17 protein-coding genes and 1 pseudogene are annotated in these 23393 nt (G+C 69.4%); 12 read left to right on the top strand and 6 right to left on the bottom strand.

Going from position 1 to position 23393, the window contains the following annotated elements; translation table 11 throughout:
• Positions 1-125: 125 nt before the first annotated feature.
• Entirely contained in the window at positions 126-920 is a 795-nt protein-coding gene (locus tag GPZ80_RS13790) for a crotonase/enoyl-CoA hydratase family protein (protein WP_187220744.1), read from the bottom strand.
• Positions 921-979: 59 nt separating this feature from the next.
• Here GPZ80_RS13790 and GPZ80_RS13785 point away from each other — a divergent pair, with 59 nt between their 5' ends.
• The 5 genes from GPZ80_RS13785 to GPZ80_RS13765 all read left to right on the top strand — a co-directional run bounded on the left by GPZ80_RS13785 (position 980) and on the right by GPZ80_RS13765 (position 12627).
• Positions 980-2596: an acyl-CoA synthetase gene (locus tag GPZ80_RS13785; RefSeq protein WP_187220743.1), complete on the top strand. Its 1617-nt coding sequence runs from the start codon at positions 980-982 to the stop codon at positions 2594-2596.
• A gap of 12 nt (positions 2597-2608) precedes the next feature.
• Positions 2609-3718: an NAD(P)H-dependent flavin oxidoreductase gene (locus tag GPZ80_RS13780; RefSeq protein ID WP_187220742.1), complete on the top strand. Its 1110-nt coding sequence runs from the start codon at positions 2609-2611 to the stop codon at positions 3716-3718.
• Between the two features lie 140 nt (positions 3719-3858).
• Entirely contained in the window at positions 3859-12018 is an 8160-nt protein-coding gene (locus GPZ80_RS13775) for a DNRLRE domain-containing protein (protein ID WP_246477092.1), read from the top strand.
• Positions 12018-12350, top strand: coding sequence for a hypothetical protein (locus GPZ80_RS13770; RefSeq protein ID WP_187220741.1), 333 nt, complete (start codon positions 12018-12020; stop codon positions 12348-12350). The genes GPZ80_RS13775 and GPZ80_RS13770 overlap by 1 nt, the downstream gene beginning before the upstream one ends.
• A 1-nt stretch (position 12351) precedes the next feature.
• A complete protein-coding gene (locus GPZ80_RS13765; RefSeq protein ID WP_187220740.1) occupies positions 12352-12627 on the top strand; it encodes a hypothetical protein in 276 nt (91 codons plus the stop codon).
• Positions 12628-12832: 205 nt separating this feature from the next.
• Here GPZ80_RS13765 and GPZ80_RS13760 read toward each other — a convergent pair whose 3' ends face one another.
• Positions 12833-13033 carry a DUF5302 domain-containing protein gene (locus GPZ80_RS13760; protein ID WP_091381859.1) on the bottom strand — a complete coding sequence of 67 codons (201 nt, stop codon included), beginning with the start codon at positions 13031-13033 and terminating at the stop codon, positions 12833-12835.
• Positions 13034-13145: 112 nt separating this feature from the next.
• Positions 13146-13565 (bottom strand): SRPBCC family protein, encoded by a 420-nt coding sequence (locus GPZ80_RS13755; protein WP_187220739.1) that lies wholly within the window; start codon positions 13563-13565, stop codon positions 13146-13148.
• 107 nt (positions 13566-13672) lie between these two features.
• Between GPZ80_RS13755 and GPZ80_RS13750 the strand changes: the two genes are divergently transcribed.
• Entirely contained in the window at positions 13673-14197 is a 525-nt protein-coding gene (locus GPZ80_RS13750; protein ID WP_187220738.1) for a hypothetical protein, read from the top strand.
• Positions 14198-14550: 353 nt separating this feature from the next.
• Here GPZ80_RS13750 and GPZ80_RS33705 read toward each other — a convergent pair whose 3' ends face one another.
• The gene (locus GPZ80_RS33705) at positions 14551-15687 is read right to left on the bottom strand and encodes a glycosyltransferase family 4 protein (protein ID WP_187220737.1); all 1137 of its coding nucleotides are present in this window, start codon (positions 15685-15687) and stop codon (positions 14551-14553) included.
• A gap of 124 nt (positions 15688-15811) precedes the next feature.
• Between GPZ80_RS33705 and GPZ80_RS13740 the strand changes: the two genes are divergently transcribed.
• Positions 15812-16606, top strand: a complete 795-nt coding sequence (locus tag GPZ80_RS13740) for a PIG-L deacetylase family protein (protein ID WP_187220736.1) — start codon at positions 15812-15814, stop codon at positions 16604-16606.
• A complete protein-coding gene (locus GPZ80_RS13735) occupies positions 16603-17613 on the top strand; it encodes a lysylphosphatidylglycerol synthase domain-containing protein (RefSeq protein ID WP_222719277.1) in 1011 nt (336 codons plus the stop codon). The genes GPZ80_RS13740 and GPZ80_RS13735 overlap by 4 nt, the downstream gene beginning before the upstream one ends.
• 25 nt (positions 17614-17638) lie before the next feature.
• On the opposite strand, the gene GPZ80_RS13730 is transcribed toward GPZ80_RS13735, so the two are convergent.
• On the bottom strand, positions 17639-18598 hold the full coding sequence (locus GPZ80_RS13730; RefSeq protein WP_187220735.1) for an acyl-CoA dehydrogenase family protein: 960 nt from the start codon (positions 18596-18598) through the stop codon (positions 17639-17641).
• A 14-nt stretch (positions 18599-18612) separates the two neighbouring features.
• Complete coding sequence (locus GPZ80_RS13725) at positions 18613-19794, bottom strand: acyl-CoA dehydrogenase family protein (protein ID WP_187220734.1); 1182 nt, start codon at positions 19792-19794, stop codon at positions 18613-18615.
• An 87-nt stretch (positions 19795-19881) separates the two neighbouring features.
• Between GPZ80_RS13725 and GPZ80_RS13720 the strand changes: the two genes are divergently transcribed.
• From GPZ80_RS13720 to GPZ80_RS13710, 4 genes and pseudogenes are all read left to right on the top strand, one after another.
• A complete protein-coding gene (locus tag GPZ80_RS13720; RefSeq protein WP_187220733.1) occupies positions 19882-20073 on the top strand; it encodes a ferredoxin in 192 nt (63 codons plus the stop codon).
• An 81-nt stretch (positions 20074-20154) separates the two neighbouring features.
• A pseudogene (locus GPZ80_RS34030) lies at positions 20155-21027 on the top strand (3-oxoacyl-ACP reductase); the annotation flags it as partial.
• Between the two features lie 15 nt (positions 21028-21042).
• Positions 21043-22548 carry an aldehyde dehydrogenase family protein gene (locus GPZ80_RS34025; protein ID WP_376771679.1) on the top strand — a complete coding sequence of 502 codons (1506 nt, stop codon included), beginning with the start codon at positions 21043-21045 and terminating at the stop codon, positions 22546-22548.
• A gap of 11 nt (positions 22549-22559) precedes the next feature.
• Positions 22560-23321 carry a glucose 1-dehydrogenase gene (locus tag GPZ80_RS13710; RefSeq protein ID WP_187220732.1) on the top strand — a complete coding sequence of 254 codons (762 nt, stop codon included), beginning with the start codon at positions 22560-22562 and terminating at the stop codon, positions 23319-23321.
• Positions 23322-23393 lie beyond the last annotated feature (72 nt).

The raw sequence follows: 23393 nt of genomic DNA, 5'->3' as shown, positions 1-23393 counted from the left end.
TCGGCCAAGCGCATGCTCCTTTATGCCTTAACGGGATTTGGCCTTTGCAGGGCAAGAAGTGCGCTGAGTGGGTGACAGTTCTCGCCCTGGTTGAGTCCAGCCGTGCCCAAGCCGCGATTCGGCTGTCAGCGGCCCTGGAAGTTGGGGGCGCGTTTCTCGGCGAAAGCTTTGGGGCCTTCCTTGGCGTCCTGGCTGAGGAATACCTCCACCCCCAACCGTGCGTCCACCTTGAACGCCTCGTTCTCCGGCATTCCCTCGGTCTCGCGCATCGTCCGCAGGATCGCCTGAACCGCCAGTGGCCCATTCGCCGCGATCAGCCCCGCGATATCCAGTGCCTTGTCCAACGCCTGGCCGTTCGGAACCACGTGTCCGATGAGCCCGATGTCCCGCGCCTCAGTCGCTGTGATGTGTCGGCCGGTAAGGAGTAGGTCGGCTGCCACTGTGTACGGGATTTGGCGTGGTAGCCGCACTGCCGAGCCGCCCAAGGGGAACAGGCCCCACCGGGCCTCCGAGACCCCGAACCGCGCGCTTTCGCCCGCGATGCGGATGTCGGTGGCCTGGAGGATTTCCGTGCCGCCCGCGATGGCTGGGCCCTCGACGGCGGCGATCAAGGGTTTGGTGAGTCGTCGGCCCTTCAGGAGGGGCTCGATGACCGACAGGTCCCAGCCGCCCGAGGAGAACGAGTCGCCGGGGTGGGTGCTGGTCATGGCCTTGAGGTCGGCGCCCGCGCAGAACGAGCCGCCCGCGCCGGTGAGGACGCAGGCTCGGACGGAGTCGTCCTTGTCGACCTGGTCCCAGGCCTCCCGCATGATCGCCATCATCGGCCCGGACAAGGCGTTTCTCGCCTCTGGGCGGTTCATCGTCACCACCAGAACCGGGCCTCGTTGTTCGACCAGACAGTGCGGTTGCGCCGAGTCCATCCGAAACCTCCTGGCGACAGGGGATTGTCACGAACGATAACACGTTCTACTTTAAGCCCATGGCGCTCACAATCGCGGATCTTTTCGAGCACGCGGTGGACCTCTTCCCGGAGCGGGTCGCGGTTGCCTGCGGCGGGCACTGCAGGACCTTCGCCGAGCTCGACGCACGGGCTAATCAACTGGCCCACTACCTGGCCGAACAAGGCGTCGGCAAGGGCTCGCACGTCGGGCTCTACGCGCGCAACTCGATCGAGGCGATCGAGACCATGGTGGCGGTCTGCAAACTCCGGGCCGTGCCGGTGAACGTCAACTACCGGTACGTCGAGAACGAGTTGCGATATCTGTTCGACAACGCCGACCTCGTCGCCCTCGTCCACGAGCGCCGATACGCCGATCGGGTGGGGGCGGTGTTGCCCGACGCACCCAAGTTGAAGACGCTGGTCGTGATCGACGACGACACCGACCTCGACTTCGCGGGCGTGGACCTCGAGTCCGCGATGGACGGTCGCGAGACCGGGCGCGACTTCGAGGAGCGCAGCCCGGACGACCTGTACATCCTCTACACCGGCGGCACCACCGGCAGCCCCAAGGGCGTCATGTGGCGCCAGGAGGACGTCTGGCGCGTCCTCGGTGGCGGCATCGACTTCCTCTCCGGTGAACCCCTGCCCGACGAGTTCGCCCAGTCCCGCCAAGGCCAGGTGACCGGCGGGCTGACCAGGCTCGCGTGTGCCCCCCTGATCCACGGCGCCGCGCAGTGGGCCGCGCTCGCGGCGATGTTCGCGGGCGACACCGTGGTCCTGCTCCCGACCTTCGACGCGCACGAGGTGTGGAAGGCGATCGCACGCCACCAGGTCCGGGTCGTCACGCTCGTCGGCGACGCCATGGCCCGTCCGGTCATCGAGGCCTTCCACGAGGGCGGTTACGACGCGTCCTCGCTGTTCGCCATCTCCAGCCACGCCGCCCTGTTCTCCGCGTCGGTCAAGCAGCAGTACATCGAGGCGCTGCCCAACGTGGTGATCACCGACGCCATCGGGTCCTCGGAGTCCGGGTTCAACGGCATGGGCATGGTGGTCAAGGGCGCCGAGCCGTCCACCGGCGGCCCGCGGGTGCGCCGGGGCCCGAACGTGCTGGTCATCGACGAGCACAACCGGCCGGTGGTGCCGGGACAGACCGGCCGCCTCGCCCGGGGCGGGCACGTCCCGCTCGGCTACTACAAGGACCCGGAGAAGAGCGCCACGATCTTCGTCGAGATCGACGGCAAGCGCTACGTCGTGCCTGGCGACTTCGCCCGGCTCGAGGACGACGACACGGTCACCCTGCTCGGCCGCGGCAACATGTGCGTCAACACCGCCGGCGAGAAAGTCTTCCCGGAGGAGGTCGAGGGTGCCCTCAAGGCGTACCCGGACATCTTCGACGCGCTGGTCATCGGTGTCCCCGACGACCGGCTCGGCCAGCGGGTCGCCGCCGTCGTGCAGGTGCGCCCCGGGGCCGAACCGGACTTCGAGGCGATCAGCGCCCACATGCACAACGAACTCGCCGGCTACAAAGCGCCGCGCAGCCTGTGGGTCGTCGACGAGGTCGGGCGCCTGCCCAGCGGAAAGCCCGATTACCGGTGGGCCAAGGCGCACGCCGCCGAACACGAGCCGACCTGGGCCGCCGCGCCCGCCCGGACCTGAGGAGACGCCCTGATGCGAACGGTCCTGTGCGACACCCTCGGCATCGAGCACCCGATCGTCGGATTCACCCCCTCCGAACACGTCGCCGCGGCGATCAGCCGCGCGGGCGGGCTCGGGGTCCTGGGCTGCGTGCGCTTCAACGACCCGGAGGAACTCGACGCCGTCCTCGACTGGATGGACACCAACTGCGACGGCAAACCCTACGGCGTCGACATCGTGATGCCTGCCAAGGTGCCCACCGAGGGCACCCAGATCGATCTCGATTCCCTTATCCCGCAAGCACACCGCGAGTTTGTCGACAACACCCTGCGCAAGCTGGGCGTCCCGCCGCTACCCGATGATGAGGCGAGCGGCGCGGGAGTCCTCGGCTGGCTGCACTCGGTCGCACGGTCCCATGTGGACGTCGCGATGAAACACCCGATCGCCCTCATCGCCAATGCCCTCGGCTCGCCGCCTGCCGACGTGATCGCGCAGGCGCACCGCGGCGGCGTGCCCGTCGCGGCCCTCGCGGGCAAGGCCGAACACGCCGTGCGCCACGTCGACAACGGCGTGGACCTCGTGGTGGCACAGGGATATGAGGCGGGTGGGCACACCGGTGAGATCGCCTCCATGGTGCTGATCCCCGAGATCGTCGCCGCCGTCGGCGACCGGGTGCCCGTGCTCGCGGCGGGCGGGATCGGGTCGGGCAGGCAGATCGCCGCGGCCTTGGCCCTCGGCGCGGTGGGCGCGTGGATGGGCTCGTACTGGCTGGCGACCAAGGAGTACCAGGAACTCAGCTCCGCGGGCACGCTGCAGCAGGCGCTCGTCCGGGCGACGTCGAGCGACACCGTGCGCTCGCGTGTCTACACCGGCAAACCGGCGCGGCTGCTCAAGAATCAGTGGACCCAGGCGTGGGCGGCGGTCGACGCCCCGGCGCCGCTGCCGATGCCGCTGCAGAACCTGCTGGTCAGTGAGGCGCACCAGCGGATGATGCGGGCGGGCGACCCGTCGGTCCTGGCCATGCCGGTCGGTCAGATCGTCGGCTCGATGAACGAGATCCGCGCGGTCGCGGACGTGATGACCGAACTGGTCGACGATCTGGAGGCGGCACTGACCCGGCTCGACGAGTTGCGAGGTCTCTAGTCCGTTCGGCGCAGGACGATCCTCCGGTTCGGCCGTTCGGCCGATTGTGCCCCCCAACGCGGCTCGGGTTAGCTCTAACCGGAAGCTGCACTCAGTCGGTGAATCTCCACCACTGAGCCGTGTTGATTACTGGGGGATCAATGCGCACGTCGCGCCGCTCTGCCATGCCCGCACGCCTCGTCATCGTCTTCGCGCTGTTCGCGGTCACGTTCACCGGCATACCCACGGGCGAACCGCACAGCTCCGGCGCCTGGCCCGGTGTCGGCCGCGCACTGGCCTGGTTGGACTCGCTGTTCGAGCCCGCGCCCGCCGCCGCCGAGCCGCTGTCCAAGCCCGCGCCGCCACGGCAGCCGCACGAGCGGATCCGCGAAGTGGCCGAGCTGCGGTCGGAGACCTCGAAGGTCTTCCAGCGCGCCGACGGCCAGTTCGAGGCGGAGGTCTCGGCCAGACCCGAGCACTACCGCGACGCCAAGGGCGCCTGGCAGCCCATCGACACCGCGATCCGCGCGGCCGAGCGTGACGGGTACCGCTTCGGCAACGACACCAACGTCTTCCGCAGCTCCTTCGGCGACAAGTCCGACAAGCTCGTGCGCTTCGAGCATGCGGGCAAGCACGTCGCGCTCGGCGTCGACAGCGCGCAGAAGACGCTGACGCCCAAGGTCGAGCGCAACACGATCGTCTATCCGAACGCCTTCGACGGAGCTGACCTCGTCTACCAGGTCGGCGACTCGCTCAAGGAGAAGATCGTCCTCGCCAAGGCCCCGCGCGAGGCGGTCTACCGGTTCACCATGCAGCTCGGCGGCGTCACCGCCAAGGCCGAGGCCGACGGCTCGATCCGGTTCCACTCCGGCGCCGAGGCCGAGGGCACACCGCTGTTCACCATGCCCAAGCCGTTCATGCACGACAGCCGCGACGACCGGAACTCGGTGTACGGCAAGGCATGGAGCGACAAGGTCACTCAGACCGTCGAGCAGCAGGGCGCCAAGATCACCATCACCGTGCGCGCCGACCAGGCCTGGTTGACCGCCGCTGAGCGTCAGTACCCGGTGGTGATCGACCCGACGATCACCATCCAGCCCACCGTCACCCAGTCGCAGGACGTGATGATCGGCCAGGACACGCCGACGACGAACTACGACGGCAACTGGCGGCTCTCGACCGGCACCACGAACGCGACCACGACGACCGCGTACCGCAGCCTGGTCCGCTTCGGCCTCGGCACCGTGCCGTCGGGCACCACCCTGAGCTCCGCTCAGCTGCGCCTCTACTACGACCAGGACTTCGAGCCCTACGGCAAGACCGTGGAGATCGAGGCCCGCCGCGTGACCTCCGCCTGGGACGAGGCCACGGCCACCTGGAACTCCATCAACTCCGCGATCGCCGAGGCGGGAACCGGCACGCAGACCAAGCCCGCGAACGTCACCGGCAACTGGCACTCGTTCGACATCCGCAACATCGCGCAGGCCTGGGTCTCCGGCACCGCCGCCAACCACGGCGTGATGCTCAAGGCGAAGAACGAGGCCCCGCAACTCGGCGGCGTGCGCTACGAGGCCGCGGAGTACGCCTACAACGGCGAGACCGCGAACACCCCGAAGCTCGTGCTCACCTACGGCAGGCCGAGCGCCGTTCTCCACGCCCCCACGACGATCCACGCGACCGGCGCCGAGCTGTCCTGGACCCCGTACACCGACCCGGATCCGGGCAACCAGGCCGACGACATCGTCGAGTACCAGGTCCACCGCACGGTCTTCCAGTCGTTCACGCCGTCGCCGTGGACGCTCGTCGGCCCGCTTTCGGCCACCACCACCAGTTTCGTCGACACCACGGCCAGGCCGACGGCCGCGGACTCGGCCGAGCCGTTCGGCGCCGCGTACTACTACATGATCGTCGTGAAGACGCGCGACGGCCAGCTCATCCCGTCGACCACCGAACTCGTCCGGCTGCCCAAGGCGGGCCGGGTCGTCAAGCTCTACCAGAACCTCGCGGGAGAACCGCACCCCGACACCACGCTGTCCAGCGCGCAGCCGACATCGAACCACAACAGCCCCACGGGGATGTCCTGGCAGCTTGTCGGCAAGCAGAGCAGCACTTTCGGCACCACCCGGTCCGTCGTGGACTTCGGCGACCTGCCCGACATCCCGGACCAGGCAAGGATTCTCGACGCCGAGTTCCAGCTGTGGGCGACGTCGACGTTCGGCTCGGGCGGGGTGTTCGACGCGCACCCGCTGAGCAAGCCGTTCGTCGAGACCGAGGCCACCTGGCAGCGCGCGTCCGCCGCGGCGGCGTGGACCTCGCCGGGTGGCGACTTCGGGGCCGCGTTCGACAACGTCCCGAACATCACCAACGACCCCAGTTGGCGGATCTGGGACGCCACGTCGACGGTGCAGAACTGGATCGGCAACCGCGCCGCCAACAACGGCGTCATCGTGAAGCTGCGCGACGAGACGACCGCCGGGCCGACCCAGCGGGCCATCTTCAACTCGGGCGAGGCCGTCGAGCCGCAGCTGCGGCCCAAGCTCGTGGTCACCTACACCGCGCCGACCCCGGAACTGACGTACTACGCCGCCGACACCCCGTCGGTGCGGATGATCCCCGGCGACGAGTACACCTTCCCGGTCACCCTGACCAACACCACGACCACGACCTGGTCGGCGGCGAACCAGGTGCTGTCCTACCGCTGGTCGCTGCCCGACGGCACCGACGTCACCACCGGCGGCAACCGCCTGGAGACCACGCTGCCCGGTGACGTCGCACCCGGCGCCACGGTCACCTTGCAGGCCAAGGTGAAGACCCCGATCCAAAGCGGAGCGGGGAACAAGCGCGAGCAGTTCGTGCTGAACTGGGACCTGCTGAACCGCGCCACCGGCCAATGGCTTTCGCAGACCGGGAACCTGCCCGCGCTCCCGCAGAACGTCACCGTCGAGGACCCGACCTCCGACCAGCTCGGCCTGGAGAAGTTCTACCAGTACGTCGCGACCGGCACCGGGGCCGGCAGCGGGCTCAAGGTCAACCCGTACGTGGGCAACGTGGTCTGGAACTACGACCCGATCAGCCTGCCCGGCCGCGGCCTCGCGTCGTTCGTCCGGATGACCTACAACAGCCTCGACACCGCCGCGACCTCCATGGGCTTCGGCTGGTCGCTGTCGGTCTCCAGCATCGTGCGCCTGGGCACCCCGCTCGACCTGCACCCGCGCGGCCAGGACTACCCGACCCGGGTCACCCTCGCCGACGGCGACGGCACCGGTCACGAGTTCGAGCTGAACAAGAACAACAGCACCGACCCGGCGCGGTGGACCTACGACCGGCCCGCGGGCGTGCACCTGCAGCTGCGCCGCGACGGCGGAACCGACCAGTCCCGCCGCTGGGTGATGACCCGGCCCGACCGCACCCAGTTCTGGTTCGACGAGGGCGGCTGGCTCACCGCGACCCGCGACAAGAACGGCAACGAGCTGCGCTTCACCTACACCGAGCGCAAGTCGAACAACCAGCCGCGCAAGTTCCTCGCCTACGTCACCGACCCGGCTGGTCGGCAGACGCTGACTCTTGACTACTTCACCAAAGCCGACACCAACAACCCGCACATCATCGACCAGGTGAAGTCCATCAAGGACATCTCCGGCCGCACGATCACCCTGTCCTACAGCGACAAGGGCCTGATGGAGCGAATGGTCGACGGCGCGGGCACCCCGGTCGCGAAGACATTCGGCTTCACCTACGACGCCACCCAGGGCAACAAGAACGTCAAGCTGGTCAAGGTCACCGACCCGCGCGGCAACGCCACCGACCTGACCTACTACACCGCCCCGGTCGACCCGAAAGACAAGTGGAAGCCGGAGACCATCACCGACCGCGGCCGAGGCGTGTCGAAGCTGTCCTATGTAGACCCAGACGGCACCGCGGGCTCGGTGATCGAGGCGACCGCCGTGGACGCCCAGGGTGGCACCACGAAGTACACGATGGATGGCTACGGCAGGCCGACGAAACTGGTCAACGCCAAAAACGAGGTCACCGAACTGGGATGGGACGCTGACAACAAGGTTGTCTCCTCGAAGGCGGCGAACGGCGCGCTGACCACGTGGACCTATGACGCCAAGACCGGTGTGCCGACCTCGGTGCGCGACCCCGAGGCCAACAGGAACAACACTCCCGCGGGAACCCTGGCCTACCAGTTCGGCCAGGACGGCTACACCGCGGACCTGATTTCCAAGACCAGCCCGGAAGGTCGCAAGTGGACCTTCGGCTATGACGCCAAGGGCAACCTGACCTCGGTCACCGACCCCAAGGGCACGGCGACCCCGACGGCGGGCGACTACGAGACGACATACGCCTATGACGAGTTCGGGCTGCTGCGCACGGCAACCGACGCCAACGGGAACCCGACCACGTACTCCGACTACGACCCTGTCGGCTACCCGCGCACGACCAAGGACGCGCTGAACAACATCACCGGCACCAACTACGACGCCCGCGGTTCCATCACGTCGAGCGTCGACGCCAAGGGCAAGACCTCGACGTTCACCTACGACGTGTTCGGCAGGCCGCTGGAGTCGAGGGTGCCCAAGGACGCCGCCGCGGGCGACTTCATCGTCACCGCCGCGCCGACCTACGACGCCAACGACAACATCACCAGGGCAGTGGCGCCGAACGGGGCCGAGGTCACCGTCGAGTACGACGTCCTCGACCAGGTGACCGCCTCCACCGAACCGCGGCACAGCGCCACCGGTCCGATCCGGCGCAACACCTTCAGCTACGACAAGGTCGGGAACCTGCTCAGCGAGACGCAGCCGCAGGGCAACCTCACGCCGACCGACCCGGACGACTTCGTCACCCGGTACGCCTACGACGAGCTGTACCAACTGCTGCGCCTGACGAACGCGGCGGGCGACAAGGTCGAGTACGACTACGACAACGCCGGTCGCGTCACCACCATGCGCGACCCCCGCAAGAACGCCTCGGCCGACCCCGCCGACTTCACCACCAAGTACACCTACGACCTCAACAACCGCGTCCTCACCGAGACCGACGCCGCAGGCCACGTCATCCGCAACGAGTACAACCGCGACGGCAACGCGATCGCCAACATCGACCAGGACGGAAACCGCACCGAGATCGTCTTCGACGAGCGGAACAAGCCCGTCGAGGTGCGCGCGCCGCACAAGTCCGACGGCGGCACGGTCGTCACCCGCACCACCCGCTACGAGTACGACGAGGTCGGCAACCAGATCCGCCGGATCACCCCGCGCGGCGTCGAGACGACTGACGACCCCGACGACTTCGTCGCGCAGACCGTCTACGACCCGCTCAACCGGGTGAAGGAGACGATCCTCCCCTACGACCGAGACGACGCCCGCTACAACACGCCCGTCAAGATCCTGAGCAGCTACGACGCCGTGGGCAACCTGGTCGAGACCAGCGCGCCGCCCTCGGGTGGGCAGACGGTCCGCAACGTCACCAAGTACACGCATTTCGACAACGGCTGGGTGCGCACCAGCACGGACCCGTGGGACATCGTCTCCAGCTACGAGTACGACGCGGTCGGCAAGCAGACCAAGTCCACGCTCAGCAGCGCGGGCGGCTCACTGAGCCGCACGGTCGACAGCACGTTCCACCCGGACGGCAAGATCAAGACGAAGTCCGACGACGGTGTGCCCGTCGGCAAGCACGTTGCCCTGACCGACAACTCCGACCCGGCCAACACGCAGGCGGTCGGCACGTGGACGACGTCAAGCGACGGCGTCGCCTACCAGGGCTACGACTACCGCAAGGCGGTCGCGGGCAGCGGCGCCTCGGTGTTCACCTGGCAGCAGGTCGTTCCCGCGGCGGGCACCTACGAGGTGTTCGTCCGCTACGCGGCGGGCACGGCTAGCAACGCGCCTTACACCGTGCACCACTCCGGTGGCGCCACCACCGTGCGCGTCGACCAGCGGACCCGGGCGGGCGAGTGGGTCAGCCTGGGCGGTTTCGCCTTCGCCGAGGGCAACACGCACAAGGTGACGCTCTCCGACGCCGCCGACGGGACCGTCGTCGCCGACGCGGTGAAGCTTGTGCGCGACAACTCCGGCGATGTCGACACCGAGAAGAAGACTTTCACCTACACCTATGACGTCAACGGCAATCTGACCACGCTGACCGACGCGGGCTCCGGCGCCAAGGTCGACACCTACTCGATGTCCTACGACGGCCTCAACCAGCTCAGCAAGGTCGAGGAGAAGCTCGCGGGCGCGGTCAAGAACACGACCGCGTTCACCTACGACGCCAACGGCAACCCGCTGACCCGCACCCACGACCGGCAGACCGCGGGCTTCGAGTACGACGTCCGCGACCTGGTCAGCAAGGTGACCAACACCGAGTCCGGCGACGGGCCGAAGGTCACCTCGTTCAGCTACACCAAGCGCGGGGAGGTGCTCAAGCAGACCCGCGGCAACGGCAACACCGTCGACTACACGTACTACCTCGACGGCCAGGTCCGCAGCCAGGTGGAGAAGACCTCGGCGGGCACGCTCGTCGCCGAGCACCACCTGGAGTACAGCCCCAACGGGCACCGCGTCCGCGACGCCGCGAAGCGGATGAACGCCGACGACAACACCGCCTATCTCGACCACGTCTACGACTTCACCTACGACCCGCAGGACCGGATCGCCAAGCTGACCAGGTCCGCCGCGGGCGGCGGCGTGCAGGAAACCGAGACATATGTCCACGACGCCAACGGCAACGTCACCGAGGAGACGATCGAGGGCAAGACGACGACATCGGCCTACGACCGCAACCGGCTGGTCAGCAGCACCAGCCAGGGGTCCACGTCGACGTACAACTACGACCCCCTCGGCCGCCTGGACACCGTGACCGCGTCGGGGACGATCCTCGAGAAGTACACCTACGACGGGTTCGACCGGGTCGCGTCGCACCGGCAGACCAAGCCGGACCACAGCAGCGAGACGACCAAGTTCGTCTACGACCCGTTCGACCGGACGGTGTCCCGCACCGAGAAGGCGGGCGGCAGCGGGGCGGAGACCACGGAGTTCTCCTTCCTCGGCCTCGACAGCGAGGTGGTCGCGGAGGAGATCGACGGCACGCTCAAGAAGTCGTACACCTTCGGGCCGTGGAACGAGCGGCTCGGCATGGTCAGCCACGGCGCCACGAAGGAATACAGCTACTACGGCTACAACGCGCACACCGACGTCGAGGTGCTGACCAAGGAGGACGGCAAGACCCGGGCCACCTACGGCTACACCGCGTACGGCAAGGACGACACCCAGGTCTACACCGGTGTCGACAAGCCCGACCCGGGCAACCCGGACAAGAAGCCGTACAACACCTACCGGTTCAACGCGAAGCGGTTCGACTCGGCCACCGGCGACTACGACATGGGTGCCCGGGACTACAGCCCGGACCGCAACCGGTTCCTGACCCGCGACATGTACAACGGCGCGCTGTCGGACATGTCGCTGGGGACCGACCCGTTCACCATGAACCGCTACGCCTTCGGCGGCGGCAACCCGATCTCCGGAATCGAGATCGACGGCCACCTGTTCGGTATGAGCTGGTCGGACATCGGCCACCTCGCGCTCGACGTCGTGGGCCTGATCCCGGTCGTCGGCGAAGCCGCGGACCTGGCCAACGCGGCCTGGTACGCAGCCGAGGGCGACTACGTCAACGCCGCGCTGTCGGCCGCGTCGGCCATCCCGTTCGCGGGCTACGCCGCCACCGGCGCCAAGCTCGCGATCAAGGGCGCGGACGCGGTGTCGGGCGCGGTCAAGGCCTCCGACGAGGTCGCGGCGGCGGTGAAGGGCAGTGACGAAGCCGCGGGCGCCGCCAAGAGCGCGGACGCGGCACCGGCACCCGTCAAGGCCGACGCGCCCGCCCCGGCTCCCAAACCCGCCCCGAAACCGGCGCCCGCGCCCACCAAGTCGGCGCCGTCGAAGGCGCCCACCGAGGCCGCGGTCGACGCCAACGGCCTGATCCGGGCCTTGGACGCCGACGAGATCGGCGCCTTGGACAAGGCACTGGGCGGCCGGGCTCCGGTCGTGTCCCCGCAGGCGCGCTCCGAGTACCTTGCGAAGGGTGACCCGCAGAAGCTGGCCGACTTCCTGGCCGCGCGGGGCGGGCGGATCGGCCCGGCGGCTGATCCGAAGCTGGCGGCGCAACTGCGGCAGGAGGCGGCGGACTTGGGCAGGTCACTGCGGGAGAAGGACTCACTGGTGGCCGCGTCGGCGATCATGGAGAACCTGCCGCTGATCACCCGGGACAAGCGGTTCATCGGGTTCCTGACCGCCACCGGACGCGCTGTGGAGACGTTCTGATGCCCGCGTACAACACGGTCACGGCCGAGCGGCCCGCGGTGTGCCCGGTCTGCGGCCTGGAGCAACTGCGCGACGTGCAGTTCACCTTCGGGGAGACCTGGCAGCTCGCGTACCGGGTGGGTGACCGGATCAAGTGGGGCGCCAACGACTCCGGAGAGCCCGGCCACCCCCGGGTCGGGGTCGCCGGGTACGGCGAGGACTGCGTCCGCTGCGGGGCGGTCGACCCGGTCGAGCGGTACGACATCGTCATCGCCGACGACGTCATCGCCTCGGTCACCCCGGCCGACGGCTCGGTGCGGTACGGCCCGGACGACTGGACGGTGCTGGCCTGACATGGGATCGCCGACGGTGCACGTCAGGTTCGCCATCGAGCCGATGGTCTCGGCCGGCGGCTACGCGGTGTGCGAGTTCGTCGACGGCCTGCCCACCCGGCAGGTGACGGTAGTCGGCGACCGCCTGGTCACCTCGCTCGACGGCGAGGAGGACCCGGACACCGGCCCGACGCTCACCGAACTGGCCCTCGACGACGGCTGGCGCACCGAGGAGCCGGAACTGGTGGAGATCGAGGCCGCGGAATTCGAGCGGCTGTGGGAGCGCGCCACCCACTGACTGACCGAGGCGGGCCCGGGATTTCCCGGACCCGCCTCGGCCACACGCCGCGTCACGAACCCGCTCGATCACCCGCGCCAGTTCTCGCACCGTCAGACCGCAGGCTTAGGGGACCGTGACGAAAGCCAACCACGGTTCCCCACCCGGCCCGCACCATCACCAGGCAAGGTGACCAAATCTCAAAATTCCGGGGAGGCGGACCGGCCTAGCCGCCGCTCTTGCGGCGGAAGGTGCGCTTGCCGCCCTGCTTGCCGTGTGCGTCGCCGACCTTGGAGCCCGCGTTCGCGTGGCCCTCGCCGCTCTGCGACTTGGCCTGCTTGCGCTCCAGTGCCTCACGGAACTTGCTCTTGAGGTCCTTCGGCTCCGCGCCGTCCTCGGATTCAGGCTGCTCCGGTTGCTCGGACATACGGACCTCCACGTTTCGCGGTGTTGGTGGGGTCAGCCTCGCACGGTCACCGCGCCGGGTCGACTCGATTTGGTCGGGGCCCCCACACCCGTGTCCCCACTCTAACGGCCGGTCACGGCCCTTCCGACGCCGCCTTCACCCCCTCGGCCTCCATCGCCAGGTAGCGGTCGGTCAGCCCGGCGGCCAGCTTGCCGATCAGCCTGCCGAGCGGGCCGCTCTGCTCAAGGGTCGCGCTCATCAGTGTCCCGCGCTCGTGCGGCTCCACCGTGTGGGTGGCGACCGTCCTGACGAATGGCGCCGTCGCCGTCCACGTCCACGAACGGCCCGCGTCGATCCCGGTGACGGTCCACACGGCGGGTGGCAGCTTCGGCTGCTTGATCCGGACCCGCTGGGACAGGTGCGGTGGGCCGGGGTCGAGGAGGGTGACGGCGGTGACCGACGCGGTCCACTCCGGCCATCGGGCGACGTCGGTGTAGACCGCCCAGACCCGCTCCGGCGCGGCGTCGATGATGATCGAGGTTCGGAACAGCATGGCATCGACAGTAGCCACACCCGCGGCGTCCGGGACCGTTTCACAGGCGTGGCCTGCGTGATCGTTCCGGGAGACGAAGCGTTACCCTATGTCGCCGGAGGGAACGGGTGAAACTGGTCGACCACATCGCATGCGTAGCGGCGCTGACCGGCTGCGTTGATCATGATCCGGTGGCGCTGGCCGCCGACGAACACCTGCGGTTCGATTGGTACCGCGACGCCCGGCCACGGGATGAGCGCGCATTCCTGGAAGCGGTGCTTCGGGACCCGGACAAGGCGATGGCGGTATCCGCGGTCGCGGTCCGCATCGGGGCCAAGGCGACCGCCAAGGGCGATTTCTCCGCCTGGGCCGAGAAAGTCGCGCCAGCGTTGGCGCACAACAGTTTTCTCCGCGACCGCCTCGCCGAATGGCGATTAGTCCGCGAGGTCTTCGAAGGCAGGCCGGTGAACCCGGACGTCGTGCTCTCGGCATCGGACTGGGCGCAACGCAAACTCGCGGCGGTGGTCGACGGCGAACTGCTCATGCTGCTCGCCGAACACGGTCGGACCCGCCGGGTACGGGCGATGACCCGGATCCCGCGCCCCGCCCGCCCCCGCGACGCCGCCACCCTCCCACCCCTACGCCGCCACTAGGGCTGTTCCGCCTCCCCGGAATTTGTGTGTTGGTCGCCCTTGGGGTGATGGTGCGGATGGGTGGGCACCGTGGTCGGGTGCCGTCGCGGTCCCCTTAGGTGACGGTTCGGTGGGGACGGGTTTGTCCGGTGGGCGCGTTGGGTGCCCGGGGTTGTGCGGTGGGCGCGTTGGGTGCCCGGGGTTGCCCGGTGGGCGGCTTGGGGGTTGGGGTTGTCGGGTGAGCGGCTGGTGGGGGCTGTCGGGTGGTGGCCTGGGGGTTGGGGTTGTCCGGTGGGTGGGCCGGTGGTGGGACTGCCGGGTGAATTGGTGGATTGGGCAGGCGGGTGGGGGCGCTGGTGGTTGGGGTTGGTGGGTTAGCCGGCGCGGCGGTTGGTGGGGGTGGGGGTGTTCGAAAGGCGTTGGCGGGCCTGGTCGTAGCAACGGTCGGTGTCGGCCAGGACCGTGGGCCAGGTGCCGACGGCGGGCGGGACCGTGTGGTTGTGGTGGGCGATGCGCTCGCGAAGGTCACGGTCGGCGCACAGCAGCGCGAGGGCATCCGCCATCTCGTCGAAGGTGCCTGCGAGCAAGCCCTCAGTGCCATGGCGGACGAAGTCGCCGACACCGCCCTCGGTGCGGGCCACGATCGGCAGCCCCGCCGCCCGCGCCTCGAGCGCGGCGATGCCGAACGACTCCCGGGGCGCCGGTGCGACGAAGACGTCCCCGCCCGCCAGGACCTCCGCGACCTGGTCGCGAGAGCGCCTGCCGGGCATCGCGACCCAGGACGCCAGGCCATGGGTGGCGGCGAACCGCTCCATCGAACGCCGCGCGGGCCCGTCGCCGACGATCGTCGCCCGCATCGTCACCTCGGCCGGAACCCGGTCGCGCGCGGCGCGCAGCAACCGGAGCAGCGGGACTGGGTGTTTGCGCGGGGCGAGCCTGCCGACAGCCACGATGTGCACCGGGCCCTCCCAGCCACCGGCGGCGCGGCTGGGCCGCCAGCGCGGAACGTCCAGCCCGTTGGCGACCACGTGCACCGGCAGGTCCCTCCCGGCCACCTCCCGCACCTCGGCCGCCGCGGCCGTGCTCACCGCGGTGACCACCAACCCCCACCGGTGCCAGTCGAACGCGGTACGCAGCGCGGCATAGACACCGCGCGTCATCGGGTCCCACATGCTGTGCACCGTCACGACGGTGGGCAGGCCGGTCCGGGCGGCGGCCCGCACGCCCTGCCAGCCGAACGGGGAGACCGCGCCGACGTGCACGTGCACCACCTCGGGGCCGCGCTCGGCCAGCAGTGAGGTGATCCGCGCGCCCCCGAGCGGGTGAACCGGCAGGTCGAAGGGCAGCGGGACGGAGATCCGGTGTACGCCCGGCAGGCCGGGACCGGCCGTGGCCGTCGCCACCTCGACGTGGTGGCCCGCCGCGCGCTGCGCCGCCACGAGGTCCGAGACCTGGACCTCGATGCCTCCGAGCCTCGGGAGATAGCAGTCTGTCACGTGGAGGATCTTCACCCATTCAGCCTAATTTTCACTGCCCGGCGATTCCGTCCCCAACTGGCTGGAATCACCCACCGCCTGGGTGGACTTACGGCGACGGAAGCCCGACAGGGCCGGTTTCGCTCCTTACGCTGACCGGGTGAGCCCACGTGTCGCGGTCTTCTTTCACGCCCACCCCGACGACGAAGCCCTGCTCACGGCGGGCACGATGGCGAGCCTCGCCGCCGAGGGCCACCGGGTGGTCCTGGTCGTGGCCACCGCGGGTGAGAGCGGCCTCGCGGAGTCGCCGCGGGGCGCCGCTCTCGGCGCGACACGGCTGAGGGAACTGGACCGGTCCGCGGCCGTGCTCGGCTGCGCCCGCGTGGTCTGCCTGGGGTACGGCGACTCCGGGCTGGGCCAGGACCGCCCGGCCGACGCGTTCGCCGACGCCGACCCAGGGCAGGCGGCCGAGGCGCTCGCGGCTGTGCTGCGCGAGGAGCGCGCCGACCTGCTGACGATCTACGACCCCGCGGGCGGCTACGGCCACCCCGATCACGTCCAGGTGCACCGGGTCGGCACGGTGGCCGCCCGGCTGGCAGGCACCCCGATCGTCCTGGAAGCCACCGTGGACCGCGACCTCCTGGTCAGGGCGCTGCGCGTCATCGGCTGGTTCTACCGCTTCCCGCCCGCATTCGATATCGGGACGTTCGAGCGCGCGTACACCCCCGGCGGCCGGATCACCCACCGCGTGAACGTCCGCCGGTTCGCCGGACGGAAACGGGCGAGCATGTCCGCGCACGCCTCCCAGGCCGGCGGCGCCGACGTGCGGACCCTGGCGATGCTGCTGAGGATCCCGGTTCTGTTGTACCGCTTCGTGTTCGGCACCGAGTGGTACGTGCGCCGCGATCTGCCGGCTGGGGTGCGGCTGCGCCATCCGTTCGACGAGGCGCCGTGACCCGCCGGGTCGCGCTGTCGGCGGTGTCGCTGGGGCTGGCGGTGCTGATGGTGGTCTACCTGCCTCGGATCGTCCACGCCCTCACCGGCAATCCCGTCTCCTGGCAGGAGATCGGCGCACGGTTCGGTCAGCTGGACACCGGCATGATCGTGCTGATGGCGGTGGTGTGGCTGGCCAGCCTGTTGGCGTACACCGTCGTGCTGACCAACTCGCTGCCCGGGCTGACCACCGGCCGTGCGCTGGCGCTCAACGCGGCTGGCAGCGCGGTCAGCAATCTCCTGCCGTTCGGCGGCGCGGCCGGGGTGGCGCTGACCTTCGCGATGGCCAGGAGCTGGGGCTTCCACGGGCGGCCGATCATGGTGATGACGTTGGTCAGCGGAGTGTGGAACACGCTGTTCCGGTTCGTGCTGCCCGCCGTCGGCATCATCGCCTTGCTGGTGGCGGGGCAGGCCCCGGATCCCATGGTGGCCAGGGCCTGCTGGGTGAGTGCGGTGTCGATCCTGCTGCTCGTCGCCGTGGTCGCGGCGGCGCTCTACTGGGATGCCGCGGCGGCCCGGCTCGGCCGCGTGCTCGACGCCGTCGTACGCCTGGCCCGCCTGCGGTTCCACGCCTCCGCCGCCCTTGACCGGCTGCGCGCCGACACCGCGGGCATCGTCGGCACCCGTTGGCCCGGCTTGTCCGCGGGCATGATCGGCTTCCTTGGCGCCCAGTGGCTGGTCTTGTTGAGCTGCCTCTGGGCGGCAGGCGCCTACCCGGGCTTGGCCCAGTCCATCGCCGTCTTCGCGCTCTCCCGGGTGCTGACCACCGTGCTGATCACGCCCAGCGGAGCGGGCGTCATGGAGGGCGGCGTCGTCCTGATGCTCACCGCCTTCGGCATCGAGCCGATCGCCGCGACCGTCGCCGCCCTGCTCTTCGGCTTCTGGACGTACACCGTCGAAATCCCGTTCGGCGCGATCATCCTGGCAGGCTGGACCCTGGGCAACCGCCGCGCCGACGTCGAGGCGTGACACGCCCAGCGCTGTGCCAGGCAGGTCAAGGCGTGGTGGTCAGGGTGGCGCCCAGCCCGCGGAGGTGGTCGGTGGCGCCGCCGAGGGTGAACTCCAACCGCTTCGCCGCCGTGAAGTACCGGTGCAGCCGGTGATCCATGTCGATCCCCACCCCGCCGTGGACGTGCACCGCCGTGTGCGCGACACGATGTCCGGCGTCAGCCGTCCAGAACTTCGCGGTAGCCACCTCCGCGGCGGCTCCCAGTCCTTCGCTCAGCCGCCAAGCCGCCTGCCACAGGGTGAGCCGCACCGCCTCTACGTCGATATACGCGTCCGCCAACCGCTGGGTGACCGCCTGGAACGTCGCGATGGGCCGCCCGAACTGGACCCGCTCACCCGCGTACGCCGCCGTGAGTCGCAGCGCCTCGCCCAGCACGCCCACCGCTTCCGCGCAGGTCAACACCATCAGCCGGTCGGTCACCCACGTCGCGGCGCCCGGCAGCACCTGCTCCGGTGTCACCTCGGCCAGCGTCACCACCAGCGCCGAGCCGTCGACCAGTTCCTGAACGGCTGTGCGCACCCCGGCATCCGTTGCCCGGACCACGAAGGCGTCCGCGCCCGCCGTCACCACGAACACCTCGCCGGTCGGCACCAGCGTCTTGGTCCCGTTGAGCCGCCCGTTCGAGAAGGCCACCGGGTCGAGCGGGTCGTCGGTCACCGCGCACGACAGACCCAGGTCGATCGTGGGCCGGTCACCGAACTCGGCGATCGCCGACGCGGCCACCGAGAAAGCCGCGTACGGGACCTGGGCGGCCGCGCGGCCGAGTTCGACGGCGACCGAGCACTGTTCGAGCAGGCCGAAACCGCCGCCGCCCACCGATTCCGGCAAGGCGGCCATCAGCACGCCGGCCTCGTCCATCAATGTCCATAGTGGACGATCGTGCTCGGTCAGGGTGCGCACGAGGCCGGACAGGTCGTCCTGGGCCTCGGAGAAGGTGAAGTCCATCGGAGTCCTCCAGTTCAGCGGCGCGCGGGCGGCAGGCCCAGGCCGACGGTCGCCACGATGTCGCGCTGCACCTCGTTGGTGCCGCCGCCGAAGGTCAGGATCAGCGACGACCGGTGCATCCGCTCGATTCGCCCGCGCAGGGCCTCGCCAGGGGAGCCCGCGCGGACCGTGGCCGCGGGGCCGAGCACCTCCATGAGCAACCGGTAGGCCTCGGTGGCGAACTCGGTGCCGAACACCTTCGTCGCCGAGGCGTCCGCGGGACTGATCGCTTTGCCCACGCCCCAGGCGATCTTCCAGTTGACCAGCTTGAGGAACTCCGCCTTCGCGTGCACCCGGGCGAGGTGGATCCGGACCCACTCCTGGTCGATCACCCGGTCGCCGGTCGGCAGCTTCGTCTCCCGCGCCCACTCGAGCACCTCGCGCAGCGCGTTCTGGACCGGGGCCGCCGAGGTGAGCGCGACCCGCTCGTGGTTGAGCTGGTTGGTGATCAGCTTCCAGCCCTCGTGCTCGGTGCCGACCAGCGACGACACCGGCACCCGCACATCGGAGTAGTACGTCGCGCTCGTGCCCGGACCCGCCATCGTGCGCACCGGCGTCCACGAGAAACCCGGGGTGTCGACTGGGACGATCAGGATCGACAATCCCTTGTGCTTGGCCGCTTCCGGGTCCGTGCGGCAGGCCAGCCACAGGTAGTCGGCGTACTGGATGAGGCTGGTCCACATCTTCTGGCCGTTGATGACGTACTCGTCCCCGTCGCGCACCGCGCGGGTGCGCAGCGCGGCGAGGTCGGTGCCCGCCTCCGGTTCGGAGTAGCCGATCGAGAAGTGCAGCTCTCCGCGCGCGATCCGGGGGAGGAAGAACGCCTTCTGCTCGGGCGTGCCGTACTTCATGATCGTCGGCCCGATGGTGTTGATGGTCAGGAACGGCACGGGCGCGCCCGCGATGGCGGCTTCGTCGGTGAAGATCAGCTGGTCGAGCATCGAGCCGTCGCGGCCGCCGTGCTCGCTGGGCCAGCCGAGCGCGAGCCAGCCGTCCGCGCCCATTTGGCGCACGACTTCCTTGTAGACCTCGCCGCTGCCGTACTCGCCGCCGGAGTTCGTCAGCGCCTCGCGCCGCTCCGGGGTCATCAGCTCGGCGAAGTAGGCCCGCAGTTCGGCGCGCAGCTGTTCTTGTTCTGGGGTGTAGGTGATCCGCATGCGTTCTCCCATCGGACGCCGAACGCGTTCGCCATCGAAGATAGCAGCTAACATGGAACACGTTCTCTATTCGCTGCGGAGGCTGCCATGCGTATCGATGTCGATCGTGACCAGTGTGAGGCCAATGGGCTTTGCGTGAACGTCGCGCCGGACTACTTCGAGCTCGATGATGACGACGAATTGCTGGTCAAGCAGCCTGAAGGCGCTGAGGCCGACCGTGCGAGGATCGTTCAGGCCGTGGCGTCGTGCCCGAAGGTGGCCTTGGCCTTGCGCGACTGACGGGGCTTGCCTAAAACGAGAACAGATTCTAGCCTGGCGGTCCATTCACCCCCGGTGCCGAGGGAGATGCCTGTGGACGCCGTGAGCCTCGACGGCAAGGTCGCCGTGGTCACCGGCGCGGGCGCCGGACTCGGCCGGGCGGAGGCGCTGGCCCTCGCCGCCGCGGGCGCCGACGTGGTGGTCAACGACCTCCCGGGTGGACCGGGTGGCGGGGTGGTCGACGAGATCGAGGCGCTGGGCGGCAAGGCGGTCCTGGTCGAGGGCGACGTGTCCGAGCGGGCGACCGCCGACGCGCTGACCCTGGCCGCACTCGACCGCGGTGGGCTCGACATCGTGGTCAACAACGCCGGCCTGCTGCGCGACAAGATGCTGTTCTCGATGTCGGACGACGACTGGGACCTGGTCCTCAAGGTCCACCTGCGCGGCCACTTCCTGCTCTCCCGCAACGCTTCCGCGCACTGGCGCACCGAGTCGAAGGCCAAGGGCGGACCCGTCTACGCGCGAGTCGTCAACACCGCCTCGGAGGCCTTCCTGGTCGGGTCGGCGGGCCAGGCGAACTACGCCGCCGCCAAGGCCGGGATCGTCGCGCTCACCCTGGCCACCGCGCGCGGCCTGGAGCGCTACGGCGTCCGGGCCAACGCGATCTGCCCGCGTGCCCGCACGGCGATGACCGCCGAGGTGTTCGGCGAGGCGCCGGATGACGGACTCGACCCGCTCTCGCCCGAGCAGGTCGCGCCGCTGGTCGTCTACCTCGCCTCACCGGCCGCCCAGACCGTCAGCGGCCAGGTGTTCGTCGTGCACGGCGGCATGGTGGCGCTGCTGGCCGCGCCCGCCGTCGAGCGTCGGTTCGACGCCGACCGCTGGACCCCCGCGACCCTGGCCGACCAGGTGGGCGGGTACTTCGCCGAGCGTGACCCGATGCTTTCGTTCGCTGCCAACGACATCCTCAAGCTCGGTTCAGGAGGCGCGGTGACACTCTCCTTGCTTTCCCACGTGGGACGGCTGCCCGACCAGGGCATCCTCATCGACGGCCAGTGGCGGCCCGCCGCCGACGGCGCGTCGTGGACCCACACCCACCCGGCGACCGGAGAGGCGATCGGCAGCTTCCCAGTCGCCACCGAGTCCGATGTGGACAAGGCGGTGCACGCCGCCCGCACGGCCTTCGACGACGGCCCGTGGCCGCGTTCGCGGGCGGGTCAGCGGGTTAAGCTGTTGCACCGCTACGCTGACTTGCTGCGCGCCAACGCCGACGACCTGCGCAGGCTGCAGGCGCTCGACAACGGTGTCCCGCTGTCCTTCGCCGGGATCTACGCGACGTCCGTCGAGGCCGCCGCGGACGTGTTCGAGCACCACGCGGGGTGGATCGACAAGGTGGGCGGCGAGACCCTGCCGCCGTACCAGGGTGGCGATCACCTCGCGATGACCTTCCGCGAACCGATCGGTGTGGTCGCCGCGATCCTGCCCTGGAACGCGCCTTTCCTGCTGTACGCCCAGAAAGTCGCCCCCGCGCTCGCCGCAGGCTGCACGGTGGTGCTCAAGCCGTCGGAGTTCGCCACGTTCACCGTGCTGCGCATGGTGGAGCTGCTGGTCGAAGCGGGCCTGCCGCACGGCGTGCTCAACGTCGTCACCGGACCGGGCAACCCGACCGGCGAGGCCCTGGTCACGCACCCGTTGGTGGACAAGGTCAGCTTCACCGGCAGCCGTGCGGTCGGCAGGCACATCATCGAGGCCTCGGCGGGAACGCTCAAGCGTGTCTCGCTGGAACTCGGCGGCAAGAGCCCGACCCTGGTGTTCCCGGACGCGCCGGACGTCGGCCTCGCCGCCATGACCACCATGGGCACGGTCACGATGGGCCTGTCCGGCCAGGCCTGCGTCGCGCACACCCGCGCGCTGGTGCACCGCGACGTCTACGACGACTTCCTCAACGCCGCCCAGCTGCTCGCCGGAATGATCACCTACGGCGACCCGTTCGACCCGGCTGTCCTCTCCGCCCCGCTGATCAACGCAAAGCAACTCGACCGGGTCCTTGGCTACATCGAGCGCGGCAAGGACAGCGGCGCCCGACTCGTCGCCGGGGGGTCGCGGGTGGACGGCGCGCTGGCGGACGGGAACTTCGTCCAGCCGACGATCTTCGCCGACGTCGACAACACCGCTGAACTCGCGCAGGAGGAGATCTTCGGCCCGGTCCTGGCGGTCGTGCCGTTCGGTGACGAGGACGAGGCGATCCGACTGGCCAATGCCACGCGGTACGGGTTGGGCGCGGGCGTCTACACCACCGACAACCGCCGGGCCTTCCGGGTGGCCCGCGCGCTGCGGGCGGGAACCGTGGGTATCAACGGGTTCCAGGTCGAGCCGCACCTGCCGTTCGGCGGCTTCAAGCAGTCCGGACTTGGTCGCGAGGGCGGTCGCTCCGCGTTCGAGGCGTACACCGAACTCAAGACCGTGCTAATGCCCTTGACCGACGAACTTATGTAGGAGTAGTCCATATGGGCCGGTTGGACGGCAAGGTCGCGCTCATCACCGGCGCGGCCCGAGGGCAGGGTGCCGCGGCGGCGCGGCGGTTCGTCGCCGAGGGCGCCAAGGTGGTCCTTGCCGACGTGCTTGACGACGAGGGCAAGACGCTGGCAGACGAACTCGGTGACAACGCGTACTTCCGCCACCTCGATGTGTCCGATGAGGATGAGTGGATCGACGCGGTCGCCGACGCGACCGAGCGGTTCGGCCCGGTCACCGTGCTGGTCAACAACGCGGGCATCCTGCACTTCAGCCCGCTGGTGGACACCAAGCTGGCGGATTACGAGCGGATCATCCGGGTCAACCAGTTCGGCTGCTTCCTCGGGATGCGCGCGGTGGCGCCGGGGATGATCGCGGCCAGGAAAGGCTCGATCGTCAATCTGTCGTCCATCGAGGGCCTCGCCGCGGCCAAGATGGTGATCGCCTACACGGCAAGCAAGTTCGCTGTTCGTGGGATGACGAAGGTCGCCGCGATGGAACTCGGCGAGCACGGCATCCGGGTCAACTCCGTGCACCCCGGGGTGATCGACACGCAGATGCTGCCGACCGCGCTCGGCGGCATCCAGGTCGACACCAGTCGGATCGGCAAGCGGGTGGCCCTGCAGCGCAACGGCCAAGCCGAGGAGATCGCGAACCTCGTGCTGTTCCTGGCCAGTGACGAGAGCTCTTACTGCACCGGCGCCGAGTTCGTCGCCGACGGTGGCGCCACGACTACGCACGCCCTGTCCTTCTAGTACATGTGGATTTTTCGCGTATCTGTTCCGTCGCGCCGTCGTTGGGTGACCAGCACGAACGCCTGAAGTCCC

This window comes from Actinokineospora xionganensis, assembly GCF_014323725.1.
In the GTDB taxonomy this organism is placed as follows: domain Bacteria; phylum Actinomycetota; class Actinomycetes; order Mycobacteriales; family Pseudonocardiaceae; genus Actinokineospora; species Actinokineospora xionganensis.
The sequence above is the reverse complement of the archived record's forward strand: the minus strand, read 5'-3'. Positions and strand labels throughout refer to the sequence as shown.

Coding starts and splice junctions, on each gene's coding strand:
- GPZ80_RS13790 (WP_187220744.1), bottom strand. CDS start 920: ATGGACTCGGCGCAACCGCACTGTCTGGTCGAACAACGAGGCCCGGTT.
- GPZ80_RS13785 (WP_187220743.1), top strand. CDS start 980: ATGGCGCTCACAATCGCGGATCTTTTCGAGCACGCGGTGGACCTCTTC.
- GPZ80_RS13780 (WP_187220742.1), top strand. CDS start 2,609: ATGCGAACGGTCCTGTGCGACACCCTCGGCATCGAGCACCCGATCGTC.
- GPZ80_RS13775 (WP_246477092.1), top strand. CDS start 3,859: ATGCGCACGTCGCGCCGCTCTGCCATGCCCGCACGCCTCGTCATCGTC.
- GPZ80_RS13770 (WP_187220741.1), top strand. CDS start 12,018: ATGCCCGCGTACAACACGGTCACGGCCGAGCGGCCCGCGGTGTGCCCG.
- GPZ80_RS13765 (WP_187220740.1), top strand. CDS start 12,352: ATGGGATCGCCGACGGTGCACGTCAGGTTCGCCATCGAGCCGATGGTC.
- GPZ80_RS13760 (WP_091381859.1), bottom strand. CDS start 13,033: ATGTCCGAGCAACCGGAGCAGCCTGAATCCGAGGACGGCGCGGAGCCG.
- GPZ80_RS13755 (WP_187220739.1), bottom strand. CDS start 13,565: ATGCTGTTCCGAACCTCGATCATCATCGACGCCGCGCCGGAGCGGGTC.
- GPZ80_RS13730 (WP_187220735.1), bottom strand. CDS start 18,598: ATGGACTTCACCTTCTCCGAGGCCCAGGACGACCTGTCCGGCCTCGTG.
- GPZ80_RS13725 (WP_187220734.1), bottom strand. CDS start 19,794: ATGCGGATCACCTACACCCCAGAACAAGAACAGCTGCGCGCCGAACTG.
- GPZ80_RS13720 (WP_187220733.1), top strand. CDS start 19,882: ATGCGTATCGATGTCGATCGTGACCAGTGTGAGGCCAATGGGCTTTGC.
- GPZ80_RS13710 (WP_187220732.1), top strand. CDS start 22,560: ATGGGCCGGTTGGACGGCAAGGTCGCGCTCATCACCGGCGCGGCCCGA.